The sequence below is a fragment of the Nostoc sp. FACHB-280 genome (genome assembly GCF_014697615.1).
Lineage (GTDB): Bacteria > Cyanobacteriota > Cyanobacteriia > Cyanobacteriales > Nostocaceae > Nostoc_B.
Genome location: NZ_JACJSD010000017.1, coordinates 83094 through 107195, shown reverse-complemented (window position 1 = coordinate 107195; position 24102 = coordinate 83094). Strand labels below are relative to the sequence as shown.

Here is a 24102-nt window from a genome sequence, read left to right as displayed (position 1 = left end):
AAATTTGGCTGAAACGAATTATTAGCTATAGCGGTAGTCAGAGATATTAGGATAATTTCAAAGCTTGAGTGACAGAAATAGTAAGGCTTTTCCTTCTGCCTCCTGCCTTCTGCTATATTAGCTAATTATTGCAATGCAGCTAAAGTTCTACTACCAATGATGCCATCTGCTCTTAATTTTTTAGATTTTTGAAATTTAATTACTGCTGCGCGTGTATTTTTGTCAAATACACCGTTAACATCGGCTGTATAGAAACCTTGTTGTTTTAACAAATTCTGAACATTTTTCACAGCTTCTCCTCTGCTACCAATGGTCAGTATATTACTCCGCTTGGCTACATTAGCTGGTTTGCTTTTAGCAGTAGCTTTTGGGGCAGGGTTAGCTTTTTTCGCAGTAATATTTGGTTGAGTATGAGGCTGTGTTACGTGAGTAGTGGTTGTGGAATTAGTTGTTTTATCTTTAGTTACAGAATATGCAGGTAAAGTAGTAGCTAAAGCTAAAGCTGGGACTAATGCAATTACTTTCCAATTCATAGTTTTTTTCCTACTTAAATGATGAAGCATTTAGCAATTTTGATTTGCAGAGTCAATTAAATCAGTTGCAAGCCCTGATTAAACTCTTATTAGTAACTGGAATATCTTTCCAGAGCTTTAGCATCACATACCTGATTGACAGAATTATTGCAAAATTATGACAAAACTATGAACTGTATATTAATGATTGTGTAGCCTAAAGCCGGGCTGGAGATGGTTAAGAGTTTAGATAGAATTTTTTCACAATTAGTACTATTTTATGAAGCTGCATTCTCAGATCGAGGGTGAGAAAAGCTATATCGCTGAGTATAAGCGATCGCAGTTAATTTGCATTGAGGCGATGCTGAAAAACACTAAATACTTATATTTAATTTCAGTATAAATGCTGATTAATAAATAAATAAGTTTCAATTTATACTCTGTTTATCAGGTGCATTCTACTTTAACATCACAATTTATGAGCGATCGCAGTTTCTCTCTTTTTGGAGCAAGAAGAGCCAGTTTTTCTCTGCTCGCTTTGGCTACCCTAGCTTTAACTACCTACCCTGTCCATAAAACCATTGCCCAAACTGTTTCTCCCTCTACTACCGTCAATACATCTGGATATATATGGAAAAATGTTTCCATTGGTGGAGGTGGTTATGTTACAGGTATTTATCCCCATCCCACCGAGCAAGATTTAGCCTACATTAGAACCGATATCGGTGGTTTTTATCGCTGGGACTTCTCAACCAAGAGATGGATTCCCTTAACCGACTTCTTTGGATTGAATAAAAGTAACTACTATGGCGGAGAAGCCTTGGCAGTTGATCCGAAGAATGCCAAAGTTCTTTATATTGCCGTAGGAAAATATAGCGGTGGTTGGGCTGGCTTAGGAACCATTTTGAAATCCACCGATAAAGGTAAAACCTGGCGCAAATTAAATATAGATTTGCTGATGGGTGGTAACGAGATTAAGCGTTCCATCGGTGAAAGACTCGCAGTTAATCCATTTGATACTCAAACCATATTCTTTGGTTCGCGTGTGGATGGGTTATGGAAATCTGTAAATGGTGGCGAAACCTGGAATAAAGTTCGTTCTTTTCCCGGAAAACCCAGCGCCAACGTTGGAATTGCCGGAATTTTGTTTAGTACTCAAAAGTCGGGTTTGATGTATGCCAATGCTTACGGCGATGGGATTTATACATCTATAGATGCAGGTCAGACATGGAGCAGAATCGCCGGTAGCCCATCACAAGCTAATCGAATGGTTCTCGATAAGAAAGGCGGATTATATGTCACTCATACTTTAGGAGTGAGTAAATATGTCAATGGAACTTGGAGTAATATTACGCCCAACAAGACCACAACCATAGCCTTTAACGCAATTTCCATCAACCCTAAAGACTCGAACCACATTTTAATTAGTTACGAGCAAGCCAGTCAGTCCAATAATGGTGCCAAAGTCCTGGAATCTACTAACGGTGGCCTGACATGGCAACCAAAAAGACATATTTTAAACTCACAAGTACCTTGGTGGTCAACCAGCTATTTTGGCGCTGCAACTTCCGCAATTGAATTTGACCCAAAAGTGTCGGGCAGAGTTTGGTTAACGGACTGGTACGGCATCTGGCAAACCATGAATATTAATGCTCAAGAGCCTGTTTGGTCTAATTATGAAACAGGACATGAGCAAGTAGTGAGCTTTGCCCTCGCCTCACCACCAAAAGGCTCACAATTACTAAGCGGTGTTGCTGACGTTGATGGATTTAACCATAGTCAGAATTTAAACGCTTATCCTGAGGGTCGATTGGGTGGCAAGATAGGGCCTTGGTTTCAGGATACATATAGCATTGCTTACAGTGAAAGTGACCCCTTACGTATGGTCAGAGTTGGTGGTAATCGCTGGAACAATACCTATACAGGCGTAACTTCTACAGATGGCGGACAAACCTGGAAACAATTTGCCTCCTTTCCGCGAAATACCATACCTTTACGGGTGGCAATGTCGGCAATTTATCCCAGCCTATTTGTGACAATTACCAGCGAGGGACAACCCATACGCACAACTAACGGCGGAGTTTCTTGGAGTGGAGTCGTAGGTTTACCCAACGGGCCGAAAGCGCCGTGGTATTGGGGTCAACCACTAGCCGCAGACAAAGTGAATGGCTACTCTTTTTACTACTATCAGAGTGGTAAATTCTATCGCAGTATTAATGGTGGCGCATCGTTCAATCTGGTCAACTCATCCCTTCCCTCGGAAGGATGGTCTACGGTGAAAACAGTTCCAGGGGTGAACAGCGAAGTTTGGGTCAGTCTCAATTGGCAAGGACTTTACCGTTCAACCGATGGTGGGACAAAGTTTGCCAAAATACCTGGGGTAGAAAGAGCTTATTTATTTGCCTTCGGTAAGCCACAACAAGGCAGTAAAATTCCGGCACTATATCTATATGGCAAAATTAGCTACATGGGTGATGGCATTTTCCGTTCTTTGGATATGGGAAAAACATGGAAAAACATCTCTGACCCCCTAAATCCCATTGGTAACGAACCAAATGTGATGGAAGCCAGCAATCAAAAATTCGGATTAGTCTTTATTGGCACTAACGGTAAGGGAATTTACTACGGCACACCTTATTAAAGCTGTAACATAACTGACTCACCAAGTTTCTTTGTAGAGACTTGGTGTCAGGGTTTTGTCTCAGCTTGACTTACAATTCTGGTAAAGACGTTTATACAACGCCTCTACTGATAAATTACATAGAATATCAGCCTCTAGCCCCTCTTTCATGCTTGGCGATGAAATTTATCTCATTGGGGCTGTCTTCTGCTATAGTTACAATTTTTATCGGTTAATATGGCGATCGCATATTCAAAAATCTCAAAACTGCCTGATATGCTTCGTGGGTGTATCTTAACTCTTAATTATGCTGAGTAGTGTTGACCGATTATTATTTGTGCGCCGAGTCCCGATTTTTAAAGAATTGCGGGATGATTTTATTGTGCGGCTGACTTCAGTGATGCACGAGTTGTCATTTCCGGCAAATTACACAATTTTTAGACAAGGTGAAGAAGGGCGATCGCTTTATATAGTGGTATCAGGTAGAGTTAAAGTCCACATTGGCAATAAATTCCTCGCAGAAGTAGAACAGGGAAAATACTTTGGCGAAATGGCAGTATTTGATACACAACCCCGTTCTGCCACTGCTACCACCATTGAACCTTGTGAATGTTTAGAACTCACACAAGAACAACTTTATGACGCAATTGAAGAAACTCCCGAAATTGCCGTTAACATTATTCGTGAATTATCACGGCTCATCCGTAGATTGAATGAGAGTGTTGAAGTTACTCATTCTTAGACTGCACAGACATTTTTAAAATTAAACTGAATTACCACTACACCCTACCGCAAACCCTGAATTTTTTGTATGGCTGCGTCAGTGTTAAAGCAATTGCCGCACATACCAGATATCTTATTATTGTTACAATGCCTGTTGCCGGAGATAAAGGTACGAGTCTAAGGGTATTCTTTTGTGGAAGACACTGCATTTATGGTTGAGTAGTTCATGACATTACCAGATTTTCAGGTTTGCGATCGCGACATTAATGACTCTACCCTTACTGAGTACTTAAAAGCCGAAGCGATCGCTGTGGATACAGAAACTATGGGATTATTACCACAGCGCGATCGCTTGTGTCTTGTGCAGTTGTGCAACTCAGAAGGTAAAGTTACAGCCATTCGCATCGCTAGAGGACAAACAGAATCTCCCCATTTAAAACAGCTTCTCGAAGCCAAGAATGTACTGAAGATATTTCACTTTGCGCGGTTTGATGTTGCTACTTTACGCCACAACTTAGGAATTTACGTCCAGCCTGTTTTTTGCACCAAAATTGCCAGTAAGTTAGCCCGTACTTATACCAACCGTCACGGACTCAAAGATGTAGTACACGAGTTAGAACAAGTAGAACTTGATAAAAGCGCCCAAAGTTCTGACTGGGGAAATGCGGCTAATTTAACAGATGCACAATTAAGCTATGCTGCCAATGATGTGCGTTATTTAATTAGTGTTCAGCACAAGCTGAGTGAAATGCTCAAACGAGAAGAACGTTGGCAACTCGCACAAGAATGCTTTCAAGTATTACCAACAATCGTTGCATTAGATTTATTACAGTTCAAAGATTTATTTGAACATTGATTGATAGTCAATAGTCAATAAATCATGATTAATATTGACTATTGACTATTTCCCAAAAAATCTAGACTTCTTTTTGCTGATTTTCTGTATGATTTTTCAGACGAGAAACAACATTATAGTCATCTGCACCTGCGGGAGTTCTAGATTCAACAATGCCTTCTGTGGGGCCGCCAATCGCCTTCCAAGCAGCTAAACCACCCTTGAGTTGAGAAACATGCTCAAAACCAGCAGAACGTAGAACTTGTGCCGCTTGAGCAGATTCTTCATCATTACCACCGTAAACATAGATATCACGGCTTTTATCTAAAGATGGTACAGCCCGCTCGGCTAACTCATCAATGGGCATAGGCATTGCTCCCAGAATATGGCCATCGTTATAAGTCTTGCGATCGCGCACATCTAAAATTGTAAAAGCTGGTTCGCCCCATTCCAAACGAGACTTAAGCACATGAGCATCTGATACAGGCTCAATTGGTGGCTGTTGAGGAATAATACCGTCCACTAATTTATTCATAAAATATCCTTAACTGACTTTGCTAACAGCAATTTAACGAGATAAAGCTATTTGATTGCTCTTTCTCTGGTATGAATGTTCTAAAAGTCTTTCTTATGGTATATTCGCTAGTTTTTGACAATTAATACCTATATATTTCAGTTTTTTGTTTCTGCAATTCCTAACAATAAAGTCTCTTCTATTTCTTCTCGAATTGCAGGTGTAATCTTCTGGGCAGCATTCAGGCAGTTTATCAGTAATTTATTAGCACCATAATATTGCTGAATTAATTCAATTTGCTGTTTACTCAACTGCCAGTCATGACAAATATTACGGTATTCAATTAGAAGTTCCCTAAATTTTCCACTCCAGAATTTACCATGTTCTATCCACCACTTACGAAATTTATGTGGATAATTTTGAGCATTTGGTAATTGTTTTTTGAGGTTGTAGAGAAATTGTTTAAATTTAGATTCAACAACTAAATTCAGTGCTTTATCAAAGGCAATATTTAACGCATGGGCGTAGTCAAAAACAATAGCATCATTCAAAATATAATGACAGGCAAATTCCAGTTCAGCCGCACAAGCAAAAGTACTAGTTAGAAACTCATCAATTGCCAGTTCTGGGTTGAATGCTAAATTACCTAAAATAGCACGCTCCAGACCATAACTAGATGAATTACCAAATACTTGCTGTTGAGGACAATTACTTGCTGGCGAACACAGTTCTAACACGCGACCAACACAAACTAAATAAAAAGCCCGAATTGCACCCGCTTTATATTGAGTAGCCACTGAATTTGACTTTTGATTGAGCCAAAACAGGAAATCTTGAATCTTCTGGTCATCAGTCACTAAATTATCTATTTTTTGTTTCATTAACCGCAGCATTTCTGACGCATTGGGTAACATACTTACAGTCAGCAAGAAAACATTTTGCCAGCGTTTTTCGGCAATGTGATTAACTAGCTGATTCACAGACTGTTCTTGGTAATTGATGACAAAATGTTTCGCAGTTAAATACTCTTGTAAAGCCAAATGAGAGAAAGAGTAAATACCGTGCGATCGCTGCACCAATAAACCATACTCTACCTCCATTTTTTTTAACAATGTTTCACTATCTTGCCACTGCCGATTTACTAATTCTAAGTTAGTGGCACTACAGTAATGATATTTACATAAATATTGATATATTAAAGATTGTATTTGTTCCTGCTCAAAAAAATTCTCTCCCGATTCAAAAGTAATAGCAGCTATTTGCGCCAAGAACTTTTTCGGATTCAATAATTTGAAATTCTCTGTAATTGACTGCCTGTGAACCCCTCTCACTTCATCCCATCTACCAAGCAAAATATTCAAGGCAGCTTCATATAACTTAGCTAATTTAAATGTAAATTCAGATTTTGTGTGAAAGAATAAACAAACCAGATGTAATAATATTGGTGCGATCGCTAATTCTCGTAATTGCTTATTTTCAGGCAAATGCAATTGATGAATGAATAAATTTCCTATAGATTCCCCATCTTCTTTAGACTCATTGGCAACTGCTAAGAACCATTGCTTCACAAAAGTTTCGACTTGCTGCATATCAAAATCAGCAATTTCAACCTCAGTAAATCCAGGAAACTTATACTTCTGCACCCCGATGCGACAGCTAATTACAAATCGATTTTTGTAATAAGTCTGAGAACATCGCCGAATCTCTTGATTAACTCGATTTATATCTCCCGTAGGTATCTCATCTAACCCATCTAATAAAATCAACGCTTTACCTTCAGTTAAGATATTTTGCGTTGATTCTGTGTCAATCCCACAACTCACAAATTCTTGGCTAATATACTTCAACAAACTAAAATTATTATTATCTTTAAAGTCTTCAGCAAAGTCTTTGAGGCTAATAAAAATAGCTACATAATTTGGTTGGAATTCGCCTTGATTACACTCAATCGCTAAATATTTTAAGAATGTAGTTTTACCTGTGCATGGTTTACTCATTACCATCAACTTCGAGTAAAGTGATGCTACTTCTGAACCTAGTAATTTTTTTTGGTTAAAGCCTGATTCAGAAACACATTCTTTTACTAAATCATCAATTTCCAGCCATCTTTGACTTGTAATTTTGTCTAATACATATATAGGTGTATATATATCAAGCAATGGAATTGTTCGAGCAATATCCATCATTTGTAAACTACCGCACTTGTCTTGAATTTTGTCTTGGCGCTTTTGACGTATTTCCTGCACCAATATATTTAAATCTTTATGATTAGTTTGTGATTTAGCACTCGTGTCTGAAATTATATCTTCCGGCAACCCAGCAATTTTTTGCCAAGATAACCCTAAATGTTGACAAATTTGTACAAAGCAACTGCGAGAAACTGGTTCCCCTGCAAAAAACTTAGATACTGGTTGACGCGTAATACCTAAAGCTATTGCTAATTTGTGTTGGCTTAAAGTTTTGTCAGTTAAAGCTGTTTTTGCAGCTCTAATACCTTCTGAAGAAGCTCTGAGTCCTTGGCTGGTCATACAATCAGCTTTTTAAGTGTTTTTGGTTACAATTAGGAATTTAGCTGTACGTAGACGCACCCTGGACAGATGGCCTGACTTTTCCAAAACCATTGACTTTGGAAAATTGAGAGTGAAATATTTTACCAGATTTCAGTTGAAGCTGGCTGGATGCGCCACTAACTTTTTGTTTGCAGGGTATTTGTTCTTCAAAAATTCTCAATCAATTGAATTTCTTGGAAAGAGAATAGTGCTTAATTATACTGTTATTTTCTAAAACATACAAAAATCATACAAAACTTATACATTTGGTATGCAATATGATAGCTGAAGTTTTCCAAAATTTAATAGAAAATTAAGTGTATCTCAGTAGAATAGTGTCCATGTCTGGCAAAAACTGTTTTATGTCTAAGTACTTAACTTAGGTAAATGTCAAAACAATCTAAAAAATCTTTGTCATAGAAACTTTTCCGCAGTGGCTTCTCGTATGCCAAAAAACCTATATCAACTACGAGTTGCCCAATGAATAATAGGCTAGAACTTTATGGTCATGCTTCCTGCTACAAACCCCAAAATTCTTGTTGTAGATGACGACTTTGGTGTCCGTAATCTTATCTATCGTTTTCTCGGCCGTAAATATCAAATAGAGTCTGCGGCAGATGGCAAAACGGCTTTATCGTTGTTCGAGCAATTCAATCCAGCTTTAGTCATCTTAGATTGGAATTTACCAGATATTAGTGGCTACAATTTGTGCGAAGAAATGCAGAGTCGCACGAACGTCCTAGTAATGATACTAACCAGTAGAAATGCGGAAGAAGATAAAATTAAAATTCTTTCGGCTGGTGCTGATGACTTTTTGACTAAACCATTTAGTCTGGCGGAGGTAGAAGTCAGAGTACAAGCACTTTTAAGACGTATCCGTTCTATCAACCCATCACCTGTACAACGCTTGGTATTTAAGCAATTAGCAATTAACCCAGAAGGTAGAGAAGTTACACTCAATGATAAACCCCTAAATTTAACAGCTCTAGAGTTTAATATTTTACATTTTTTGGCAAGTCACCCTGGACAAGCTTGGAGTCGTCCACAACTTATTCAAAAAATTTGGGGTTGCGACTATGTGGGTGATGGACGTGTTGTTGACGTACATATTGGTCAACTACGCAAGAAACTAGAAGTTGATCAAAATGTACCTGAATTTATTAAGACAGTTCGAGGCTATGGTTATAAATTTGAATTGCCGGAAGCAACCAGTGCTTAGGGACTTACAACTAAAAAAATATACAGTTGTTGTGGTGAGCAGAGGGAGCAGGGGAGCCAGTGCGTTGCGGAGGACATCTGCGTGGACGGGTTTCCCGACTTGAGCAAACTGTCCGTTGAGGTTCCCTCCGTTGTAGCAACTGGCGTGAGCGGAGGGAGAATGAATCTGCTCATTGTCTTTACTCTTCATTATTAGATAATTTATTTTCTGGAAGTCCCTTAATAAGTTGAGTATGTCTATAACAAATCATTCATATTTGCCAAATATCCTGATATCTTGGCTAAATCTATATGAGGTGTTTCAATGAGTTACATCACGGTTATTTCTCCCTTTTAAAGACAAAACTTTACTAATTATGTCTCGGCAATTGATTGGCAATTTATACATTTTTCTCAAAACTACAAACTAGTGCTGATTCTACAAAGAAGAATTGGCAGAGCAAGATTGAACATTGTACTAAGAAAATTTTTGGGAAAAATCCTTCTGAATTGTCGATAATTTCTCATAATCTTGATAATTAATCGTTCATTAATACCCTGCTATATATAGATATATTTGAAGGGCGCATAATTATGCGCCCTTCAAAATTGGAATATCAATTTCAACCATATCTACTCAATATTTACCTCGACATAATTAGTCAAATTGTGTCGAATCAATCTCGTTTTTCTGCTTGTAAATCGAAGTTTGAAGGCTAATAATGCAAATGTAAGGTTAAGCCAATAAAGCTTAATTACAAAAAACTAGCTTTTTGTTCCACAGATAATTGGAGGAAAAATCATCATGAATATCAAGAAGCATACCTTGAATCCTACTGGTTCTGAATTGTTCATAGATTCTGAAAGTTTTCTGCAAGACCTTGCTGATACAGATTCTATGAACTTGCAGGGAGGATATGGCCCTGGCATCGAGAAATTACTGGAATTTGGTATCAATGTGTATGCACTAAATAATATTGTTTCCATTGCTAAGACATTTAGTGCGGCTGTTGGTGGTGGCGGTCTTGGTAACGGAGGCGCTGCTGGTGGCGGCGGTGGTACTGGTAATGGTGGTGGTGCTGGCGGCGGTACTACTGAGTAGAATTCAGCAATCAACCGCTGAATTTTAGTTTCATAAACTCATGAGTAGGATGAAGTTCATAATTTCTTGATCCTGCTCTAATTAATCAGCTTTATTGATGATTGTTAGCCTTTAATCAATGTCCTTAGCTTTAAGTTCTGATCTTAGGCTAAGGATTTTTTTGTTATGAGTTTCCCTCAGCTAAATACGATATTAGTTAAAACTTTTACCGTTCAAATTTAAAAATAATACAAATGCACAAGTAAAGGAATTGATTTGTATCAGTAATTTCGTGAATTGGTATTACGCAAAATCATGAAAAAATTTAGACTCGCAAACAGCTTCCTATTCTCCGTTCTGTGTCTTGAAGAATAGAACACGAAGTTAAGAGGATTTTAGCGTGTTCTTGTGTAAGTTCTGTAAGTCATTCAATATTAATTTAAATCTTTCCAGGGACAGAAATTATGTCACACATCAGCTATTTAATTTACTCCTATTTATGGCTGTGACTGACAAAAGTGTTTAACTAACATTGAAGCTAATCAACCTATCAGATATTTAACTATTTAGCCTAGAAATTTACTTTAATAAAAAAGAGCAATTTAGACAGTTTTTCTCTTGTGATAAGGTTTTGAAAGCTATGCCACATGAAATTAATCAATTTCCACATTTAGAAGTTTATAACGTTAATGTTAGTAAGTTTTTAACCCCTTTTCAAAAAAAAGTATTGCTGAAAAGTCTGCAAACAAATTTACAACCTGAATATCATCGTCGCATCGAAATTATGTTGCTGGCAGATCAAGGTAAATCTCCAAGCAAAATTTGTCAAATATTAGGCTGTTCCTACCACATGGCAAGATATTGGACTAGTGTTGCTAAAGCTGGGTTAGCTCACCAATGGCAAGAACAAAAAATAGGACGGCCAAAGAGTATTAATGAGCAATATCTCGACCGCTTAAGAGAATTAGTCACTCATAGCCCTTGTGAATATGGCTACCCATTTAGAAACTGGACGGCACAATGGTTAAGCAAACATTTAGCGAATGAAATGGGAATTAAAATTACCGAACGTCACATTAGTCGTTTACTTAAAAAAATGGGACTGTCAACAAAACAAAAAAATAACATACCGCAACAAGAAACTCACAATATTCAAGATGCCGAAATTGTAATATGTGATTTGCAATTAATTTCTGAGCCTAACAGTTTAGAAGAATTATTCAATTTTGTGAATACTCCTCAATAAAGGGTATTTTTCAAACAGGAATAAATTAATGAATGATTTTTACACTATCTCTTCTGAAGATATATTGTATCAACTCAAGCTTTCCTGCCAACTTCCAGATATAATTGCGGCGATCGCAACTCGCAAGATCATTACTAATGCTGCTCATCAAGCAGATATCAATATTCAAGCAGGAGAGCTTCAGCAGACAGCAGATAAAATACGTTTGGCTAAAAAACTTATCAAAGCTAAAGATACTGCATTATGGCTAGAAAAACATTATCTGTCTCTCAATGAGTTCAAAGAATTAGTTCAAGTTTCTTTACTTTCTGCCAAGTTAGCTGATTATCTTTTTGCCGAACAAGTCGAACCTTTCTTTGCTGCACATCAACTTGATTATGCTAAGTCTGTCACTTATGAAGTTGTTTTAGATGACGAAGACTTAGCTTGGAAGCTATTTTATGACCTGCAAGAAAATCATATATCTTTCCAAAATCTTGCTCAACAATACATCCAAGAACCAGAATTACGTCGTGTAGGTGGATATTGTGGAATCAGATATCGTAGTGATGTGATGCCAGAGATTGCTAATTATGTTTTTACTGCTCATCCGCCACAGATTCTTAAGCCCATTCTCACACATAAAGGAGTTCATCTGATTTGGGTTGAAGAAATTATTCAGCCTCATTTAGATGAAGAATTACGCTGCAAAATTCTTAGAGATTTGTTTGCTAGTTGGTTGCAGCAAAAACTGGAGGAAATGAGAATTGTGGTGCAAATTTAATCTCATAACAGAAGGCAGGAGGTAAAATTATTAGTATGCCTAGTATTCGGGCTTTTTCAATTTCCTCATTTATACTTCAAATGCTTTATTCAAAAGTTAATTTGATGATAGTCAATAAAAACCTGTAGGAACGTCAATTTTCACGTTCCTACAGGTTTTTTAACTTGCTGCTTCTGCGGATGCTTCTGATTTTTCCGGCTTGAGTAAGGGGAAAGCGATGACATCCCGAATGCTTGCAGAGTCAGTTAATAACATGACTAACCGATCAATGCCAATACCTAAACCGCCTGTAGGTGGCATTCCATATTCCAGGGCGGTGAGAAAGTCTTCATCTACACCTTGGGCTTCTAAGTCACCAGCAGCTTTGCGGGCGGCTTGGGCTTCTAAACGTTCTCTTTGGTCGATGGGGTCTGTTAATTCTGAGAAGCTGTTAGCAGTTTCGCGTCCCACAATAAATAACTCAAATCGTTCTACCAAACCCGGTTGAGAACGGTGCGGTTTTGCGAGTGGCGAAATTTCTACAGGATAGTCAATGACAAAGGTAGGTTGAATTAAATTTGTTTCTACCTTTTCTTCAAAAGCTAAATTGAGTAACTTACCAATTGATTGGGCTTCATCTGTACCAGGAATCCCCGCATTTTTAGCTGCGGCTTTGGCATCTGACAAACTTTGGAAGGAATTAAAGTCTAGGCCTGTGACTTCTTTAACTAAGTCGTGCATTGTCACCCGTCGCCAAGGTGGTGTTAAATCTACAGTTTCACCTTGGTAGGTAATTTGCAATGTGCCGAGAACTTCTTGGGCGACGGTAGTAATAATGCCTTCCATCAGCGCCATCATATCGTTGTAGTCGGCGTAAGCTTGGTAAATTTCAATTGAGGTAAATTCAGGGTTGTGTCTGGTGGAAATTCCTTCATTGCGGAAAATCCGTCCCATTTCAAACACTTTTTCAAACCCACCAACAATCAACCGCTTGAGATGGAGTTCTGTGGCAATTCGCAGATACAGTTCCATTTCTAAAGTGTTGTGGTAGGTGATGAAAGGACGTGCATCTGCACCACCAGCTTCACTTTGCAAAACAGGCGTTTCAATTTCGAGAAAATCGCGCTGTTCTAAATAGCGGCGAATACCTGCGGTAATTTGGGCGCGACGGCGAAAAGTTTGGCGGACTTCGGGGTTAACAATCAAGTCAACATATCGCTGACGGTAGCGTTTGGCAACATCTGTTAATCCATGCCACTTGTCGGGTAGAGGCAGAAGGGATTTAGTCAGGATAGTGTATTGTTTGACGTAGACTGATAACTCGCCCTTTTCAGTCCGTTTAATCGTGCCTTTAACTCCCAGAATATCGCCTGCATCTGTGAGTTGTTTCAGGTGGTTGAAAGCTTCAGCATCAATTTCTGCCATGCTTTCTTGGATGCGATTTTTCTCCAGATAAAGCTGTATGCTGCCGGTTTCGTCTTGCAAGGTGAAAAATGCTAGTTTACCGAAAACACGCCGCGCCATGATGCGCCCTGCGATCGCAACTTCTAAATCAACTTCTTCACCACTAGCTAAATCAGCAAATTTTTCTTGCAATTGGGCGGCGTTATGGGTGGATTCCCAACGATAGGCGTAGGGATTAGTCCCTAACTGCTTAATCTGGTCTACTTTTTCCAGCCTCGCGGCACGGATATCTTCTTCCGACATGGTAACGAACTAAATAGGGCAAGATTAATTATAGATGCTGCGATCAGATGGGCGCTGACAAAATAACTAAGTTCGCTGCAACTATTGAGCTAAATTTGACATAAAAGTAAATTGCACGTCTTTCGCAACCAACAACGCCTGTAGTTTCCCTCTGTGGTGTTTGGGGGTGGTTGCCTCAGTTGTTGCATTAGCTTTGCTCTTGGTTTCGGCGCTCCACAAAATCCATTCACTTATAATAAATCTCAGATGTGAATTTCCAAATATTTGATAAGAGTATTGTCAAATTTATGAGTAGTAAAACTCTAGAGAATTAATGATTAGCTGCTTTAGCTTCAGAAGATAGTGAATATCAAGACTGTATAGTTTATCTGCCATTAGCAATTGGTTAAACAAATAAAATAAAAAGCGATCGCCTGCACAAAACCAAGAGCGATCGCTTTTGATTGAAATAGTGATGAACACAATCTCTTACTTTTCCATTGCTAAGGAATAGCGAGATAAAATAGCCTTCATCTTTAAGTTAGTCAACTGAATCACAGCTTTAATCATACTTTGCTGATCAGGATGTAACTCTAAACTCTCTAAAGCTTGATACAGATTATTACCAGCTTGCAATTGTTCTTTCAACTTTTCGCGTTGCGATAAATTTAAGATAGTATTAATTTCTTTGTTGCGGCGTTGACGTAATGCTTGCATCTGTTGGCGTTCTTGAGGGGTAAAATCTGCTTCCGAATATGCAATAAAGTTGCTTGTACTGGGTAGAGATTGGGCAATAATCACACTAGAGTTAGCATGATTTTGTAGAGGTGTAGCTAACGCAATTCCCGGTATCAAGATGACAAGGACAAGAATATTAGCTAACAAAGACAGCCATTTGGGAAAGTTAATTACCATTTTGAGAAACACATAAACGAAATTTCATAGTCTGCCAGTTTTAGATGATTGAGTTGGCATTTTAGATACAAAACCAGTTTAGAAAAATTTTATACTCTCAATATTTGTGAATATAAAATAGCCAATCTCAAATCTAAAACTGTGGAAAAATTCACAACCAGATGGTAGCTTAGATGATTTTGCTGCCTCTGTCTAGAAGGCGTAAAGTAAAATACAGAAAATAGGATTTAGATTTACTGAATATCTATCTCTGCCAAGCACCCCTAAAAACTATTATCTGAGATTTGGTAAACTCAAAAAATAAATCACGCTACAGAAAATTTATGTTTAGGTAAGCATTAAAAAGTGTTATCTCTAAAATTTCCATTACACAATCAGATACACAACTGTTCAAAAAAGTCGAGTATCTGAACCAGCATAATGGTTACAAATTTAATAAAATTAACATAAGAGAATTTTATGTATTTTAGGCAACTCAGCTATTGACAATCAAGCAAAATAAACCATTGTTTGGTGAGCATAATTATGCCCACCGTATAAACTACTGAGACCTTTTCATTCTGTTAATTTCTTGTTGTAATTCTTCAATTTGTTGGCGTAAATTGTCGGCTTCGCTTGCGGAAGTTTCTGAGGCAACATTTACTGCACCTTCGGAGGGCGATCGCTGATAATGACCTCGGCGGATTTGCTGATATTCTTCTGATACTGCCCACTCCCGTAAGTAATGTATCCTTTCCACAGCAAAGGGATGGCTTAACATCATGCCCTGAGCGCCATTGTAATTCAAGAATTTATAAATTTGATTCAGTCCATCTTCATCCAATGCTTGATAATTTTCTGACTGACGGATAAATTCTTGTAAACTACATTCATGGGCATATTTGCTACTGCCGCCAGATATCTTCATCATCGAAGACATTACCGGATTTAAGTCATCAAGCACTAACAATGCCGCCCGATCTGCTGTTAATTCTGCTTTTCGCCGCCATTCAAAAAAGGCATAGATTAAGGCTTGGGTAACGAAATTACCAATACCAAAGGTCAATTCACCTAGGGCAGAAGCAGCACTCATCGCCCACATCGCCATTTGAATTAAAATAGTATGACCACATTTAATATGCCCCAGTTCATGGGCTAACACTGCCCTAATTTCGACTTCTTCCAACAAGTCTAGAATGCCTGTGTTTATGACAATGAAAGGATTTTCTTGCCCTAAAGCATAGCTATTTGCTTGGGGATCTTGTGAGACAAACAGTGCAGGTTCTGGGTAAACGTCCAAATCCCGCACACATTCCCGAAATATCTGGTAAATAGTGGAATATTGCCTAGGCCCTACTTGGATGGTGTTACCCATTAGATAGACTAACTGCGGGCGTTCATAGACAAATTCCATGAATTTGCGGGCAACTAACTCAAATCCCGGTAAATTTCGTAAAGCTTGTTCAGCTTGGCGATCAAGTGGATGGCGGAAAGCATCGCTGGAAATTCCTGTGTAAGTTGGCATAATTTAATTCAGTAAACAGTTATCAGTGAACAGTGAACAGTCTAAGTTATCAGTCTAATAACTGATAACTGAATCAGAGAGATGGGGCTAATGGAAAAATCACTTTTTATGGGATTAAAAGCGTGTGATTGAGGCAGAAGTTCATTTATCACTACATAACTTCCTGCGATCGCAGGCGGGGTTCCCTTCCTGGCCTCATCATTTGACGATGGCAAGGTTGGTAGCCCGCGCCTTGCGTCTAGGACGTAGTGCTTTAATTCAAGTCGGGGCGGCTTGTGGTTATCAAGGACGATATCGCACCAGCTTTGTCGCATCAGCATTAATGTGGCATGGCCCTGTAATTATTGTTGCGCCAGAAACAGTGCAGCAGCGTCTGTTGCAAGTAGAAATTCCTCGCTTACAACAGTGGTTACAAGTGCAGAAGCCCATCCGCACAGGTAATGCTTGGCCGAATTCTGAGTTTCAAGGACTACTTCTAACTTCTCCAGAAGCTTGGTTAAAAGGGCAATTAACTTCTTCTGATACTTTTCCGCCAGGGATTCCCACAATTATTGATGGTGTTGATGATTTAGAAGATTGGGTACGTCATCAACTTATTCAAGATGTAAAACCCCAAGACTGGGAAGAGTTGATGTTAGCTTGTCCGCAGCAAAGGGAAGCTATTCTTTCTGCGAGAACACAACTCACCAAAGAAGTATTTCAACACCCAGCCAACCCTTATGAGTGTTATCTTGTTTCCCAACCAGAAGCAGAAATTCTGCATAATTTGTTTGCTGAATTAGAATTAGCAACTATTCCTGATGTTTGGCAAAATTTCTGGCAGCAATTTCAATACATCCATGAAAATACACCACTAAATCAGCCACCCTATCTTTTTTGGACTACTATCGCCCGTCGCCAAGGTTTATTTTCTTTGCATTACACGCCAATTGAATTAGCTGAAATACTCTCGCCGATTTGGCAAAGACAGCCAGTGGTGTTAATTGGTAGTGCTTTAGAACCAGAAACCGAAGCGCCTGTATTTCGACAGCGTTTGGGCTTGGATGATGTTACTTGTCTCAAGTTCTCCTCCGACAGTCAAGCCCAAGCCATTCAACTGTATGTCCCCCATCAGTTACCTTTACCGAATACACCAGAATTTCAGCCGTCCTTTATTCACAAAGTCCGCACCTTGTTGTGTTTAAGTGCAACAGCACCAGGGTTAACTGTTGTGTTGGTGGGAGATGTCCCCCTCAAGGCGCAAGTCGGCGCAATTTTAGCTTCAGAGTTTGGTTCGCGGGTACAGGTAGAAAAAACCTGTTTAGATGAAAATGGTATTTTAATTAGTGGTTGGGAATATTGGCGAGAACATCAACAAGTTTTGCCAGCGCCACATTTGTTAATTATTGCGACTTTACCGCTACCATCTCTAGAAAATCCCCTGGTGGCTGGCAGAGTAGCTTATTACAAGCGATCGCACCAAGATTGGTTTCGCGTATACTTACTCCCGGCAGCATTGAATGAACTACAACGAGCGATCGCTCCTGTACGCGAAAATCAAGGTGTAGTAGCATTGCTCGATAGTCGAGTGATTAACCGTAGCTATGGTTCCCAAATCCTCGCAGCACTTAGCCCTCTAGCACGCATCAACTATCTTGACCCCAGTTTATTCTCTAACCCAGATGAAGAAGATTCAGCTTAAATGACGAATAACTATTTACATTTTGTCAACGGATAGCGATCGCATCTGAGCAAACGCTATTATCAGCTTGTTCGCAGATTTTCAATAACACACACTAATTGAAATTTTGAATTACTGATTATGGGTGAAGCAAAACGTCGCAAAGAAACATTGGGAGAACAATACGGTCAAGATGAGCGTATATTGTCTTGGGTTCCCATCACCAAAAAACAATCCGAATTATTTGTGGCTTGGACGACTCGCGGAGCCTGGATTGGTATTGGTACAATGGTTGCTGCTTGGGTAACTATCCGTTTTATCGGCCCCGCCTTCGGTTGGTGGCAAGTTGTAGATTAAACAAATTCAGGAATTAGACTTAGCAATCTTATTTGATTTGTGAAAATCGAGAGGCTCAGATACCCGACTTCTTTAAGAAGTCGGGTATCTTTTGGTTCACTAATGATTGATGACTACGATATCTACTCTGTATTATCCCCTGGGGATTAATCAATTCGCTTTTCTAAGTACTGACCAATCATTAACTGTTCACCAGCGCGAGAGATGATTGTTTGTCTGGTGCGATATTTATTACCAATTAACTTTAATTCTTCCTCAAACACTGAGCCATTGTACTCAGTTCGCAAGCACAGCGTTTCAGAATTAGGGAAATGATATTCGGCGGTGATGGGTTTGGATGTGGCAAAACCGCGATCGCGGTACAAAATATTTCCTAATACACCAAATAATGTCGAACCTTGTGATTCTTGTCTACCTTTGAGTTTATCTGTACTTTGCCAAATTACTTCTGCACCACACATCAAATTGACTGTATCAGGTAAGTCGTGCAGTTGTGCCAGTTTTTGTAATTCAGCACATCCTGGTTCTAAAAACCGAATGGTAATCATACTTACCATTTCTTTGGTTTCGCCCTCTGGCAGAGTATAGTAGCGTCTTTCTGAGCGCCACTGACCAGCTGATTTTTGGAAAAATTCTGTAATTTCTGCTTCCTGAGCGGGTTGAGTCAGTCTTAGCGGTGATGTCACGCGGTATTGCCCTCGCCTATCTTACAAAATAGCGTTTGTTCATATACTACATGGTGACAAAAGACAATTACGGTTTAGATTTTTTAATATCTCTCATAAATACTGAGACTGGCTGATTGCTTTCTTAGCAGCTTTGCTAGTATATATTAGGTATAATTAGTAAAACTAAATATCATTATTGGCTTAATACTAATGCAAAAATTATCTCTAGCATTAGCGCCAAATTAGGTTTTCTATAATTATCATGTCTAAGCTTTATGCTTAAGATACGAGGAAAACATACCGGTATCTTGATGTTATTCAAGATATAAGCTATGTATCTCTGCATAAGATATATAGGAAGATTTTGCTAACTTTTATTTGGCAAAATTAGTAAAAATTGACACAAGAATATTTTTCTCAACATTAATTTATTCTCAATTCTTCTATCTAAAGACATATATTCAAAATGGTTTGGGTATAACAGGCTGCTATTTTCGGGGAAATTCTTTATATAAGCAAAATAAATCATTTGCAACGGAAAACCGCAAAAATTGATGAAACAGCAAACCTACATAGCTCCAATCCAAGTGATGAATAGCCAGTTAGATTTAACCACCAAAATTCACTCAGGAAACTTAATCAACCAGCGGATGTTTCCCCACAAGCAAATATGGAAAGTCACATCATTATTTGTGTGTTTATTCAGCACAGGATTGTTGTCAGCTAGTTGTGCTTCTTTACCGAAAGACACAGCCGAAGCGCAATCACAACAACGTCGAGGAGGAGAACGAGGTGGTGCGACACCTGTAGATGTAGCGATCGCCCGTACAGATACACTAGAAAAGCCCTTAGAGTATCCAGGTACAACTATCCCCTTTCGTACCGTATCGTTGCGATCGCAGGTAGAAGCGCGACTATTATCCTTAAATGTAGATGTCGGTGATCGAATCAGCAAAGGGCAGAATATTGGCCAGTTAGACGATACTTTGCTGCTTACAGATTTAAAACAAGCCGAAGCCGAACTCGCCGCCCAAAAATCGGAAGTAGCGAGAGCTGTAACCCAGGTAAGTAACGCCCGTGCCGAAGTGGAAAGATTGCGGTTACAACTTGTGCAAGCCCAAGCCGACTCCGAAAGACAACAAAAATTATACAGAGAAGGTGCGATCGCCGAGCAAACTGCTGAACAAGCAGGTACTCAAGCCCAAACAGCCGCCCAAGCCTTACGAGCTGCCACAGAGCAAGTCCGTACAGAACAGCAAGCCGTCGCCGCCGCCCAAGGAAGAGTCTTGGCACAACAAGCAGTAGTGGCACAAGCCAAAGAACGCCGTTCTTACTCCCGACTAGTTTCCCCCATCAGTGGCGTAGTTACAGGCAAAGTTACAGAACCAGGCAACCTGTTGCAAGCAGGTGGTGAAGTTTTACAAATTGGCGACTTCAGCCGCGTTAAAGTTGTTGTTCAAGTCTCCGAGTTAGAACTGGCAAAAATTAAACTTGGGCAATCTGTACAAGTACGGTTAGATGCCTTTCCCCAAACAACCTTAACGGGTAGAGTCATCCGCATATCTCCCGCCGCCGATGCGACAGCAAGGCTCATTCCCGTAGAAGTGGAAGTTCCCAACAGTAACGGTAATATTGGTAGCGGACTGTTAGCGCGAGTGAATTTTGCTACCTTAACCCAACCACGAGTTGTCATTCCCCAAACCGCAATTCAAAAACCAGCCACAGCCAAACAACCTGCGGAAAACCAGACAGATGGCACCATATTTGTAGTTACAGATACCCAAGGCAAGCCAACAGTCAAAGCGCGTACCGTTACCTTGGGCAAACAAGCCGACAGCAAAGTCGAAATTTTATCAGGTTTACAACCAGGAGAACGCTACGTAACTCGCAGTGGTAGACCGTTAAAAGATGGCAATTCTGTACGTCTTTCAATTCTCTCCGAAACAGGTGAAGCGAATTCTACACCGCGCCAAACCAGAAATTAAGAATTTAGATTTGGAGTGCAATCATAACCATGCAGCAAGTCCAGAAAAGTGGTGGGTTTAGTATCAGCGCCATCTCTATCCGCCAACATATCGGTACACTGATGCTTACCCTAGCGGTAATCGTTATGGGTGTATTTTTTATCGTGAAATTACCCGTAGATTTACTACCATCAATCACCTATCCTCGGATTGGAGTGCGGATACAAGCGCCAGGAATTTCGCCAGAAGTAGCAATTGATGAAGTCACCAAACCTTTAGAAGAAGCCTTTTCCGCAACCGAAGGTGTATTACAAGTCTTTTCCCAAACCCGTGAAGGGCAAGTTAGTTTAGATTTGTACTTTCAACCGGGAGGCAATATTGACCAAGCTTTAAACGATGCGACAGCAGCCTTTAACCGCGCCAGGGGAACTTTACCAGACACCTTAGAAGAACCACGTTTATTTAAAGTAGATCCTTCCCAGTTACCTGTTTACGAAATGGCATTAACTTCACCAACTTTGCAAGGTGTCGATTTGCGCGTTTTTGCCGAAGAAGAACTCGCCCGTGAACTGGGTGTTGTTCCTGGGGTAGCTGGGGTAGATGTATCAGGAGGAGTACCCGAAGAAGTCAGAGTCAATATAGATTTAAACCGTCTGCAAGCTTTGGGTGTAGGTTTAACAGATGTTTTAGATGAATTAAGAGACCGCAACCAAGATATTTCCGGTGGTCGAATTTTAGGGCAGAATTCTGAACCTTTAACTCGGACTGTGGGCAGGTTTCGCAGTGCAGAAGAATTGCGTGATTTATCCTTTGAAGTATCTGCGGCTAATACGAGCAATACTCAGTCAACAGTTCCGCGTCGCCGCGTTTATCTGCGAGACTTTGCCGAAGTTATAGACGGCTCAGAATTACAAAGGGTTTTCGTTTCTTTGAATGGAGAACCAGCAGTTAAAGTCAGTATTCAAAAACAACCAGATGCTAATACTATCAACGTTGTTGATGGTGTGAAAAAACGTGTAGAAGAACTGCGCCAGTCTGGTGTGATTCCTGAAGGAACCGTGATTACTGCGACTTTGGATGAATCACGGTTTATCCGTAATTCTATATCTAATGTTACAAGTTCTGGGTTAATTGGGACATTACTAGCAGCGATCGCAGTTCTCCTATTCCTCGGTTCCATCAGACAAACTTTGATCATTGTCCTCGCTATTCCTTTAGCCACCCTCGCCGCAATTATTTTGATGGGATTATTTGGCTTATCCATTAACGTTTTTAGTTTGGGTGGTTTGGCTTTGGGTGTGGGTATTGTGGTGGATAACTCCATCGTCATGTTAGAGAACATTGCCGAAGGTGTGGGTATGACACCAGGCAAAAGTGCCAGAAGTAAATTAAATCAACAACAATTAATCAATCAATCAGAACAAAGTAGCCGTGAAGTCGAATCAGCCTTAGTAGCTTCCACTAGTACAAACTTAGTCGCAGTATTGCCATTCCTACTGATTGGTGGATTTATCGCCCTGTTATTTAACGAATTAATTTTGACAATTAGCTTTTCCGTCGCAGCTTCGATTGTAATTGCTGTTACCGTTGTGCCGATGATGGCATCGCGGATGCTGGGGTGGAAATTTTCGAGCCGTTTGAGTGAATTTTGGTTACTCAAAGAATTTAACCGTCGCTTTGATGCTGCCACCAGAGGATATGGCGGCTTTTTAAGTATGATATTACGCTGGCGGGTATTAACAGTTGCGATCGCCCTCCTCTTATTTGGTGGCAGTAGTTTGTGGATGGCTCCCCAAATTCCCCAAGAAATCCTCCCCAGAATTAATACCGGACAAGCTAACTTAAATGCTCAGTTTCCTCCGGGTACACCCTTGGAAACCAACCTCAAAGTCATGAATGCGGTAGATGAAATTCTTCGCAACCAACCAGAAACAGAGTATATCTTTTCGACGGCTGGCGGTGCTTTATTTGGTAATACCACCAACGCCAACCCTTTACGCGGAACCAGCAATATTACCCTCAAAGCTGGTACAGATGTCGAAGCTTACGTGGAAAGAGTCACCCAAGAACTTGACAAATTAAACTTAGCCGGAATTCGCCTACGCCTTTCCCCCGGACAAGTGCGGGGTTTGATTCTCAATAACTCCCCTGTGCGCGGTGCGGACGTTGACGTGATTTTGCAAGGCAATAACGCTGAGACTTTACAACAAGCCGGTCGTCAAGTTTTAGCCGCCTTAGAAGAGCAAGCCACCCTCGCTAGATTTCGTCCCGATGCTGATGAGCGCCAACCAGAAATTCAGATTCTACCCGACTGGGAGCGAGTTGCTGCCTTGGGTTTAACTACTACAGACATTGGCGATACCATTCAAACTGCCTTAGAAGGTAGCATTCCCACCCAGTTACAACGCGGCAACCGCTTAGTTGATGTGCGTGTCAAGTTAAATGAAACAGATGTGCAAGCCCCATCTCAATTAGAAAGATTACCGTTGTTTGTCGATAATAATCACCAAGTCCGCTTAAGTGATGTTGCCAGAATTGTAGAAGGACAAGCACCCGGAGAAATTCAGCGCATCAACCAGCGTCAAGTTGTCATCTTAGCTGGGAATTTAACCGAAGGTGCAAGTTTAAGCCAAGCTATAGAACAGGTGAGGGATGTAATTAATAATCTTGATTTACCAGAAGGTGTAAGTGTCTTACCTAGCGCCGCCGCCGAATCAAATCAACAACTACAAAGTTCACTTCAACTATTAGGTGGATTAGCAACATTTCTGGTATTTGTCGTCATGGCAGTGCAGTACAATTCCCTCATCGACCCTTTAGTAATTATGTTTACCATTCCCTTAGCATTAGCTGGGGGAATTTTCGGTCTTTATATTACTAAAACCGCTATTGGTGCTACCGTCATTGTCGGTGCGGTCTTACTAGTCGGTATTGTAGTGAACAATGCCATCATCATGGTTGAGTTAGCCAACCAACTGCGAGAAAGAGACAATATAGATCGCAAAACAGCAATTTTACAAGCTGCGCCTCAACGCTTAAGACCTGTACTCATGACTACCATTACCACAGTTTTAGGTATGTTTCCTTTAGCATTAGGCATTGGTGAAGGATCAGAATTTTTACAACCCTTGGGTGTAGTTGTGTTTTCTGGTTTATCCTTAGCAACTGTATTGACACTGTTTATTATTCCGTGTTTTTACACACTGCTGCACGATATCTTAGATTTTGGTTGGATAAAACCAATACTCATCAAGTTTGATAAGTGGAAGAAAAAATATTACTAATTTTGCCATCAGCCAAAATGAAAGTTTATTTATTCAGAACAGGAG

Annotated in this window: 19 protein-coding genes; 11 read left to right on the top strand and 8 right to left on the bottom strand. The window is 39.9% G+C overall.

Features of this window, described 5'->3' with window-relative positions; genetic code table 11:
* Positions 1 to 125 precede the first annotated feature (125 nt).
* Positions 126 to 533: a peptidoglycan-binding protein gene (locus H6G75_RS14650; RefSeq protein WP_190980773.1), complete on the bottom strand. Its 408-nt coding sequence runs from the start codon at positions 531 to 533 to the stop codon at positions 126 to 128.
* A 430-nt stretch (positions 534 to 963) separates the two neighbouring features.
* Here H6G75_RS14650 and H6G75_RS14645 point away from each other — a divergent pair, with 430 nt between their 5' ends.
* The 3 genes from H6G75_RS14645 to H6G75_RS14635 all read left to right on the top strand — a co-directional run bounded on the left by H6G75_RS14645 (position 964) and on the right by H6G75_RS14635 (position 4711).
* Positions 964 to 3153, top strand: coding sequence for a hypothetical protein (locus H6G75_RS14645; protein ID WP_190980772.1), 2190 nt, complete (start codon positions 964 to 966; stop codon positions 3151 to 3153).
* A gap of 286 nt (positions 3154 to 3439) precedes the next feature.
* On the top strand, positions 3440 to 3874 hold the full coding sequence (locus H6G75_RS14640) for a cyclic nucleotide-binding domain-containing protein (RefSeq protein ID WP_062286916.1): 435 nt from the start codon (positions 3440 to 3442) through the stop codon (positions 3872 to 3874).
* A 207-nt stretch (positions 3875 to 4081) separates the two neighbouring features.
* A complete protein-coding gene (locus H6G75_RS14635; RefSeq protein WP_190980771.1) occupies positions 4082 to 4711 on the top strand; it encodes a ribonuclease H-like domain-containing protein in 630 nt (209 codons plus the stop codon).
* A 61-nt stretch (positions 4712 to 4772) separates the two neighbouring features.
* Here the strand turns inward: H6G75_RS14635 and H6G75_RS14630 are convergent, their stop codons facing one another.
* Positions 4773 to 5225 (bottom strand): rhodanese-like domain-containing protein, encoded by a 453-nt coding sequence (locus tag H6G75_RS14630; RefSeq protein ID WP_190980770.1) that lies wholly within the window; start codon positions 5223 to 5225, stop codon positions 4773 to 4775.
* Positions 5226 to 5362: 137 nt separating this feature from the next.
* Entirely contained in the window at positions 5363 to 7732 is a 2370-nt protein-coding gene (locus tag H6G75_RS14625; RefSeq protein ID WP_190980769.1) for an NACHT domain-containing NTPase, read from the bottom strand.
* 523 nt (positions 7733 to 8255) lie between these two features.
* Here H6G75_RS14625 and H6G75_RS14620 point away from each other — a divergent pair.
* The 4 genes from H6G75_RS14620 (at position 8256) to H6G75_RS14605 (ending at position 12040) form a co-directional block, all read left to right on the top strand.
* Positions 8256 to 8972, top strand: coding sequence for a response regulator transcription factor (locus H6G75_RS14620; RefSeq protein WP_190980768.1), 717 nt, complete (start codon positions 8256 to 8258; stop codon positions 8970 to 8972).
* A gap of 783 nt (positions 8973 to 9755) precedes the next feature.
* Positions 9756 to 10052, top strand: a complete 297-nt coding sequence (locus tag H6G75_RS14615) for a hypothetical protein (RefSeq protein WP_199337879.1) — start codon at positions 9756 to 9758, stop codon at positions 10050 to 10052.
* 619 nt (positions 10053 to 10671) lie between these two features.
* Positions 10672 to 11277, top strand: coding sequence for a helix-turn-helix domain-containing protein (locus H6G75_RS14610; RefSeq protein ID WP_190980767.1), 606 nt, complete (start codon positions 10672 to 10674; stop codon positions 11275 to 11277).
* Between the two features lie 28 nt (positions 11278 to 11305).
* On the top strand, positions 11306 to 12040 hold the full coding sequence (locus tag H6G75_RS14605; protein WP_190980766.1) for a peptidylprolyl isomerase: 735 nt from the start codon (positions 11306 to 11308) through the stop codon (positions 12038 to 12040).
* A gap of 159 nt (positions 12041 to 12199) precedes the next feature.
* Here the strand turns inward: H6G75_RS14605 and lysS are convergent, their stop codons facing one another.
* From lysS to H6G75_RS14585, 4 genes are all read right to left on the bottom strand, one after another.
* The gene (gene lysS / locus H6G75_RS14600; RefSeq protein WP_190980765.1) at positions 12200 to 13726 is read right to left on the bottom strand and encodes a lysine--tRNA ligase; all 1527 of its coding nucleotides are present in this window, start codon (positions 13724 to 13726) and stop codon (positions 12200 to 12202) included.
* Positions 13727 to 14011: 285 nt separating this feature from the next.
* Positions 14012 to 14188 (bottom strand): hypothetical protein, encoded by a 177-nt coding sequence (locus H6G75_RS14595; protein ID WP_190980764.1) that lies wholly within the window; start codon positions 14186 to 14188, stop codon positions 14012 to 14014.
* Between the two features lie 6 nt (positions 14189 to 14194).
* On the bottom strand, positions 14195 to 14620 hold the full coding sequence (locus H6G75_RS14590) for a hypothetical protein (RefSeq protein ID WP_190980763.1): 426 nt from the start codon (positions 14618 to 14620) through the stop codon (positions 14195 to 14197).
* A gap of 541 nt (positions 14621 to 15161) precedes the next feature.
* Positions 15162 to 16124, bottom strand: a complete 963-nt coding sequence (locus H6G75_RS14585) for a M48 family metallopeptidase (protein WP_190980762.1) — start codon at positions 16122 to 16124, stop codon at positions 15162 to 15164.
* A gap of 124 nt (positions 16125 to 16248) precedes the next feature.
* On the opposite strand from H6G75_RS14585, the gene H6G75_RS14580 reads away from it, so the two are divergent.
* Both H6G75_RS14580 and H6G75_RS14575 read left to right on the top strand, forming a co-directional pair.
* Positions 16249 to 17805: a helicase C-terminal domain-containing protein gene (locus tag H6G75_RS14580; RefSeq protein WP_190980761.1), complete on the top strand. Its 1557-nt coding sequence runs from the start codon at positions 16249 to 16251 to the stop codon at positions 17803 to 17805.
* A 120-nt stretch (positions 17806 to 17925) separates the two neighbouring features.
* On the top strand, positions 17926 to 18141 hold the full coding sequence (locus H6G75_RS14575) for a DUF2839 domain-containing protein (protein WP_062290293.1): 216 nt from the start codon (positions 17926 to 17928) through the stop codon (positions 18139 to 18141).
* Between the two features lie 146 nt (positions 18142 to 18287).
* Here H6G75_RS14575 and H6G75_RS14570 read toward each other — a convergent pair whose 3' ends face one another.
* Positions 18288 to 18827: a phycobiliprotein lyase gene (locus H6G75_RS14570; RefSeq protein ID WP_190980760.1), complete on the bottom strand. Its 540-nt coding sequence runs from the start codon at positions 18825 to 18827 to the stop codon at positions 18288 to 18290.
* Positions 18828 to 19363: 536 nt separating this feature from the next.
* Here H6G75_RS14570 and H6G75_RS14565 point away from each other — a divergent pair.
* Together H6G75_RS14565 and H6G75_RS14560 are read left to right on the top strand one after the other, a co-directional pair.
* Positions 19364 to 20794: an efflux RND transporter periplasmic adaptor subunit gene (locus tag H6G75_RS14565; RefSeq protein ID WP_190980759.1), complete on the top strand. Its 1431-nt coding sequence runs from the start codon at positions 19364 to 19366 to the stop codon at positions 20792 to 20794.
* Between the two features lie 29 nt (positions 20795 to 20823).
* Positions 20824 to 24057, top strand: coding sequence for an efflux RND transporter permease subunit (locus tag H6G75_RS14560; protein ID WP_190980758.1), 3234 nt, complete (start codon positions 20824 to 20826; stop codon positions 24055 to 24057).
* The last annotated feature ends 45 nt before the right edge of the window (positions 24058 to 24102 follow it).

What these genes read in the sequence shown, in the direction of transcription:
- H6G75_RS14650 (WP_190980773.1), bottom strand. Translation starts at nt 533, where the DNA reads ATGAATTGGAAAGTAATTGCATTAGTCCCAGCTTTAGCTTTAGCTACT.
- H6G75_RS14640 (WP_062286916.1), top strand. Translation starts at nt 3,440, where the DNA reads ATGCTGAGTAGTGTTGACCGATTATTATTTGTGCGCCGAGTCCCGATT.
- H6G75_RS14635 (WP_190980771.1), top strand. Translation starts at nt 4,082, where the DNA reads ATGACATTACCAGATTTTCAGGTTTGCGATCGCGACATTAATGACTCT.
- H6G75_RS14630 (WP_190980770.1), bottom strand. Translation starts at nt 5,225, where the DNA reads ATGAATAAATTAGTGGACGGTATTATTCCTCAACAGCCACCAATTGAG.
- H6G75_RS14625 (WP_190980769.1), bottom strand. Translation starts at nt 7,732, where the DNA reads ATGACCAGCCAAGGACTCAGAGCTTCTTCAGAAGGTATTAGAGCTGCA.
- H6G75_RS14620 (WP_190980768.1), top strand. Translation starts at nt 8,256, where the DNA reads ATGGTCATGCTTCCTGCTACAAACCCCAAAATTCTTGTTGTAGATGAC.
- H6G75_RS14615 (WP_199337879.1), top strand. Translation starts at nt 9,756, where the DNA reads ATGAATATCAAGAAGCATACCTTGAATCCTACTGGTTCTGAATTGTTC.
- H6G75_RS14610 (WP_190980767.1), top strand. Translation starts at nt 10,672, where the DNA reads ATGCCACATGAAATTAATCAATTTCCACATTTAGAAGTTTATAACGTT.
- H6G75_RS14605 (WP_190980766.1), top strand. Translation starts at nt 11,306, where the DNA reads ATGAATGATTTTTACACTATCTCTTCTGAAGATATATTGTATCAACTC.
- lysS (WP_190980765.1), bottom strand. Translation starts at nt 13,726, where the DNA reads ATGTCGGAAGAAGATATCCGTGCCGCGAGGCTGGAAAAAGTAGACCAG.
- H6G75_RS14590 (WP_190980763.1), bottom strand. Translation starts at nt 14,620, where the DNA reads ATGGTAATTAACTTTCCCAAATGGCTGTCTTTGTTAGCTAATATTCTT.
- H6G75_RS14585 (WP_190980762.1), bottom strand. Translation starts at nt 16,124, where the DNA reads ATGCCAACTTACACAGGAATTTCCAGCGATGCTTTCCGCCATCCACTT.
- H6G75_RS14575 (WP_062290293.1), top strand. Translation starts at nt 17,926, where the DNA reads ATGGGTGAAGCAAAACGTCGCAAAGAAACATTGGGAGAACAATACGGT.
- H6G75_RS14565 (WP_190980759.1), top strand. Translation starts at nt 19,364, where the DNA reads ATGAAACAGCAAACCTACATAGCTCCAATCCAAGTGATGAATAGCCAG.
- H6G75_RS14560 (WP_190980758.1), top strand. Translation starts at nt 20,824, where the DNA reads ATGCAGCAAGTCCAGAAAAGTGGTGGGTTTAGTATCAGCGCCATCTCT.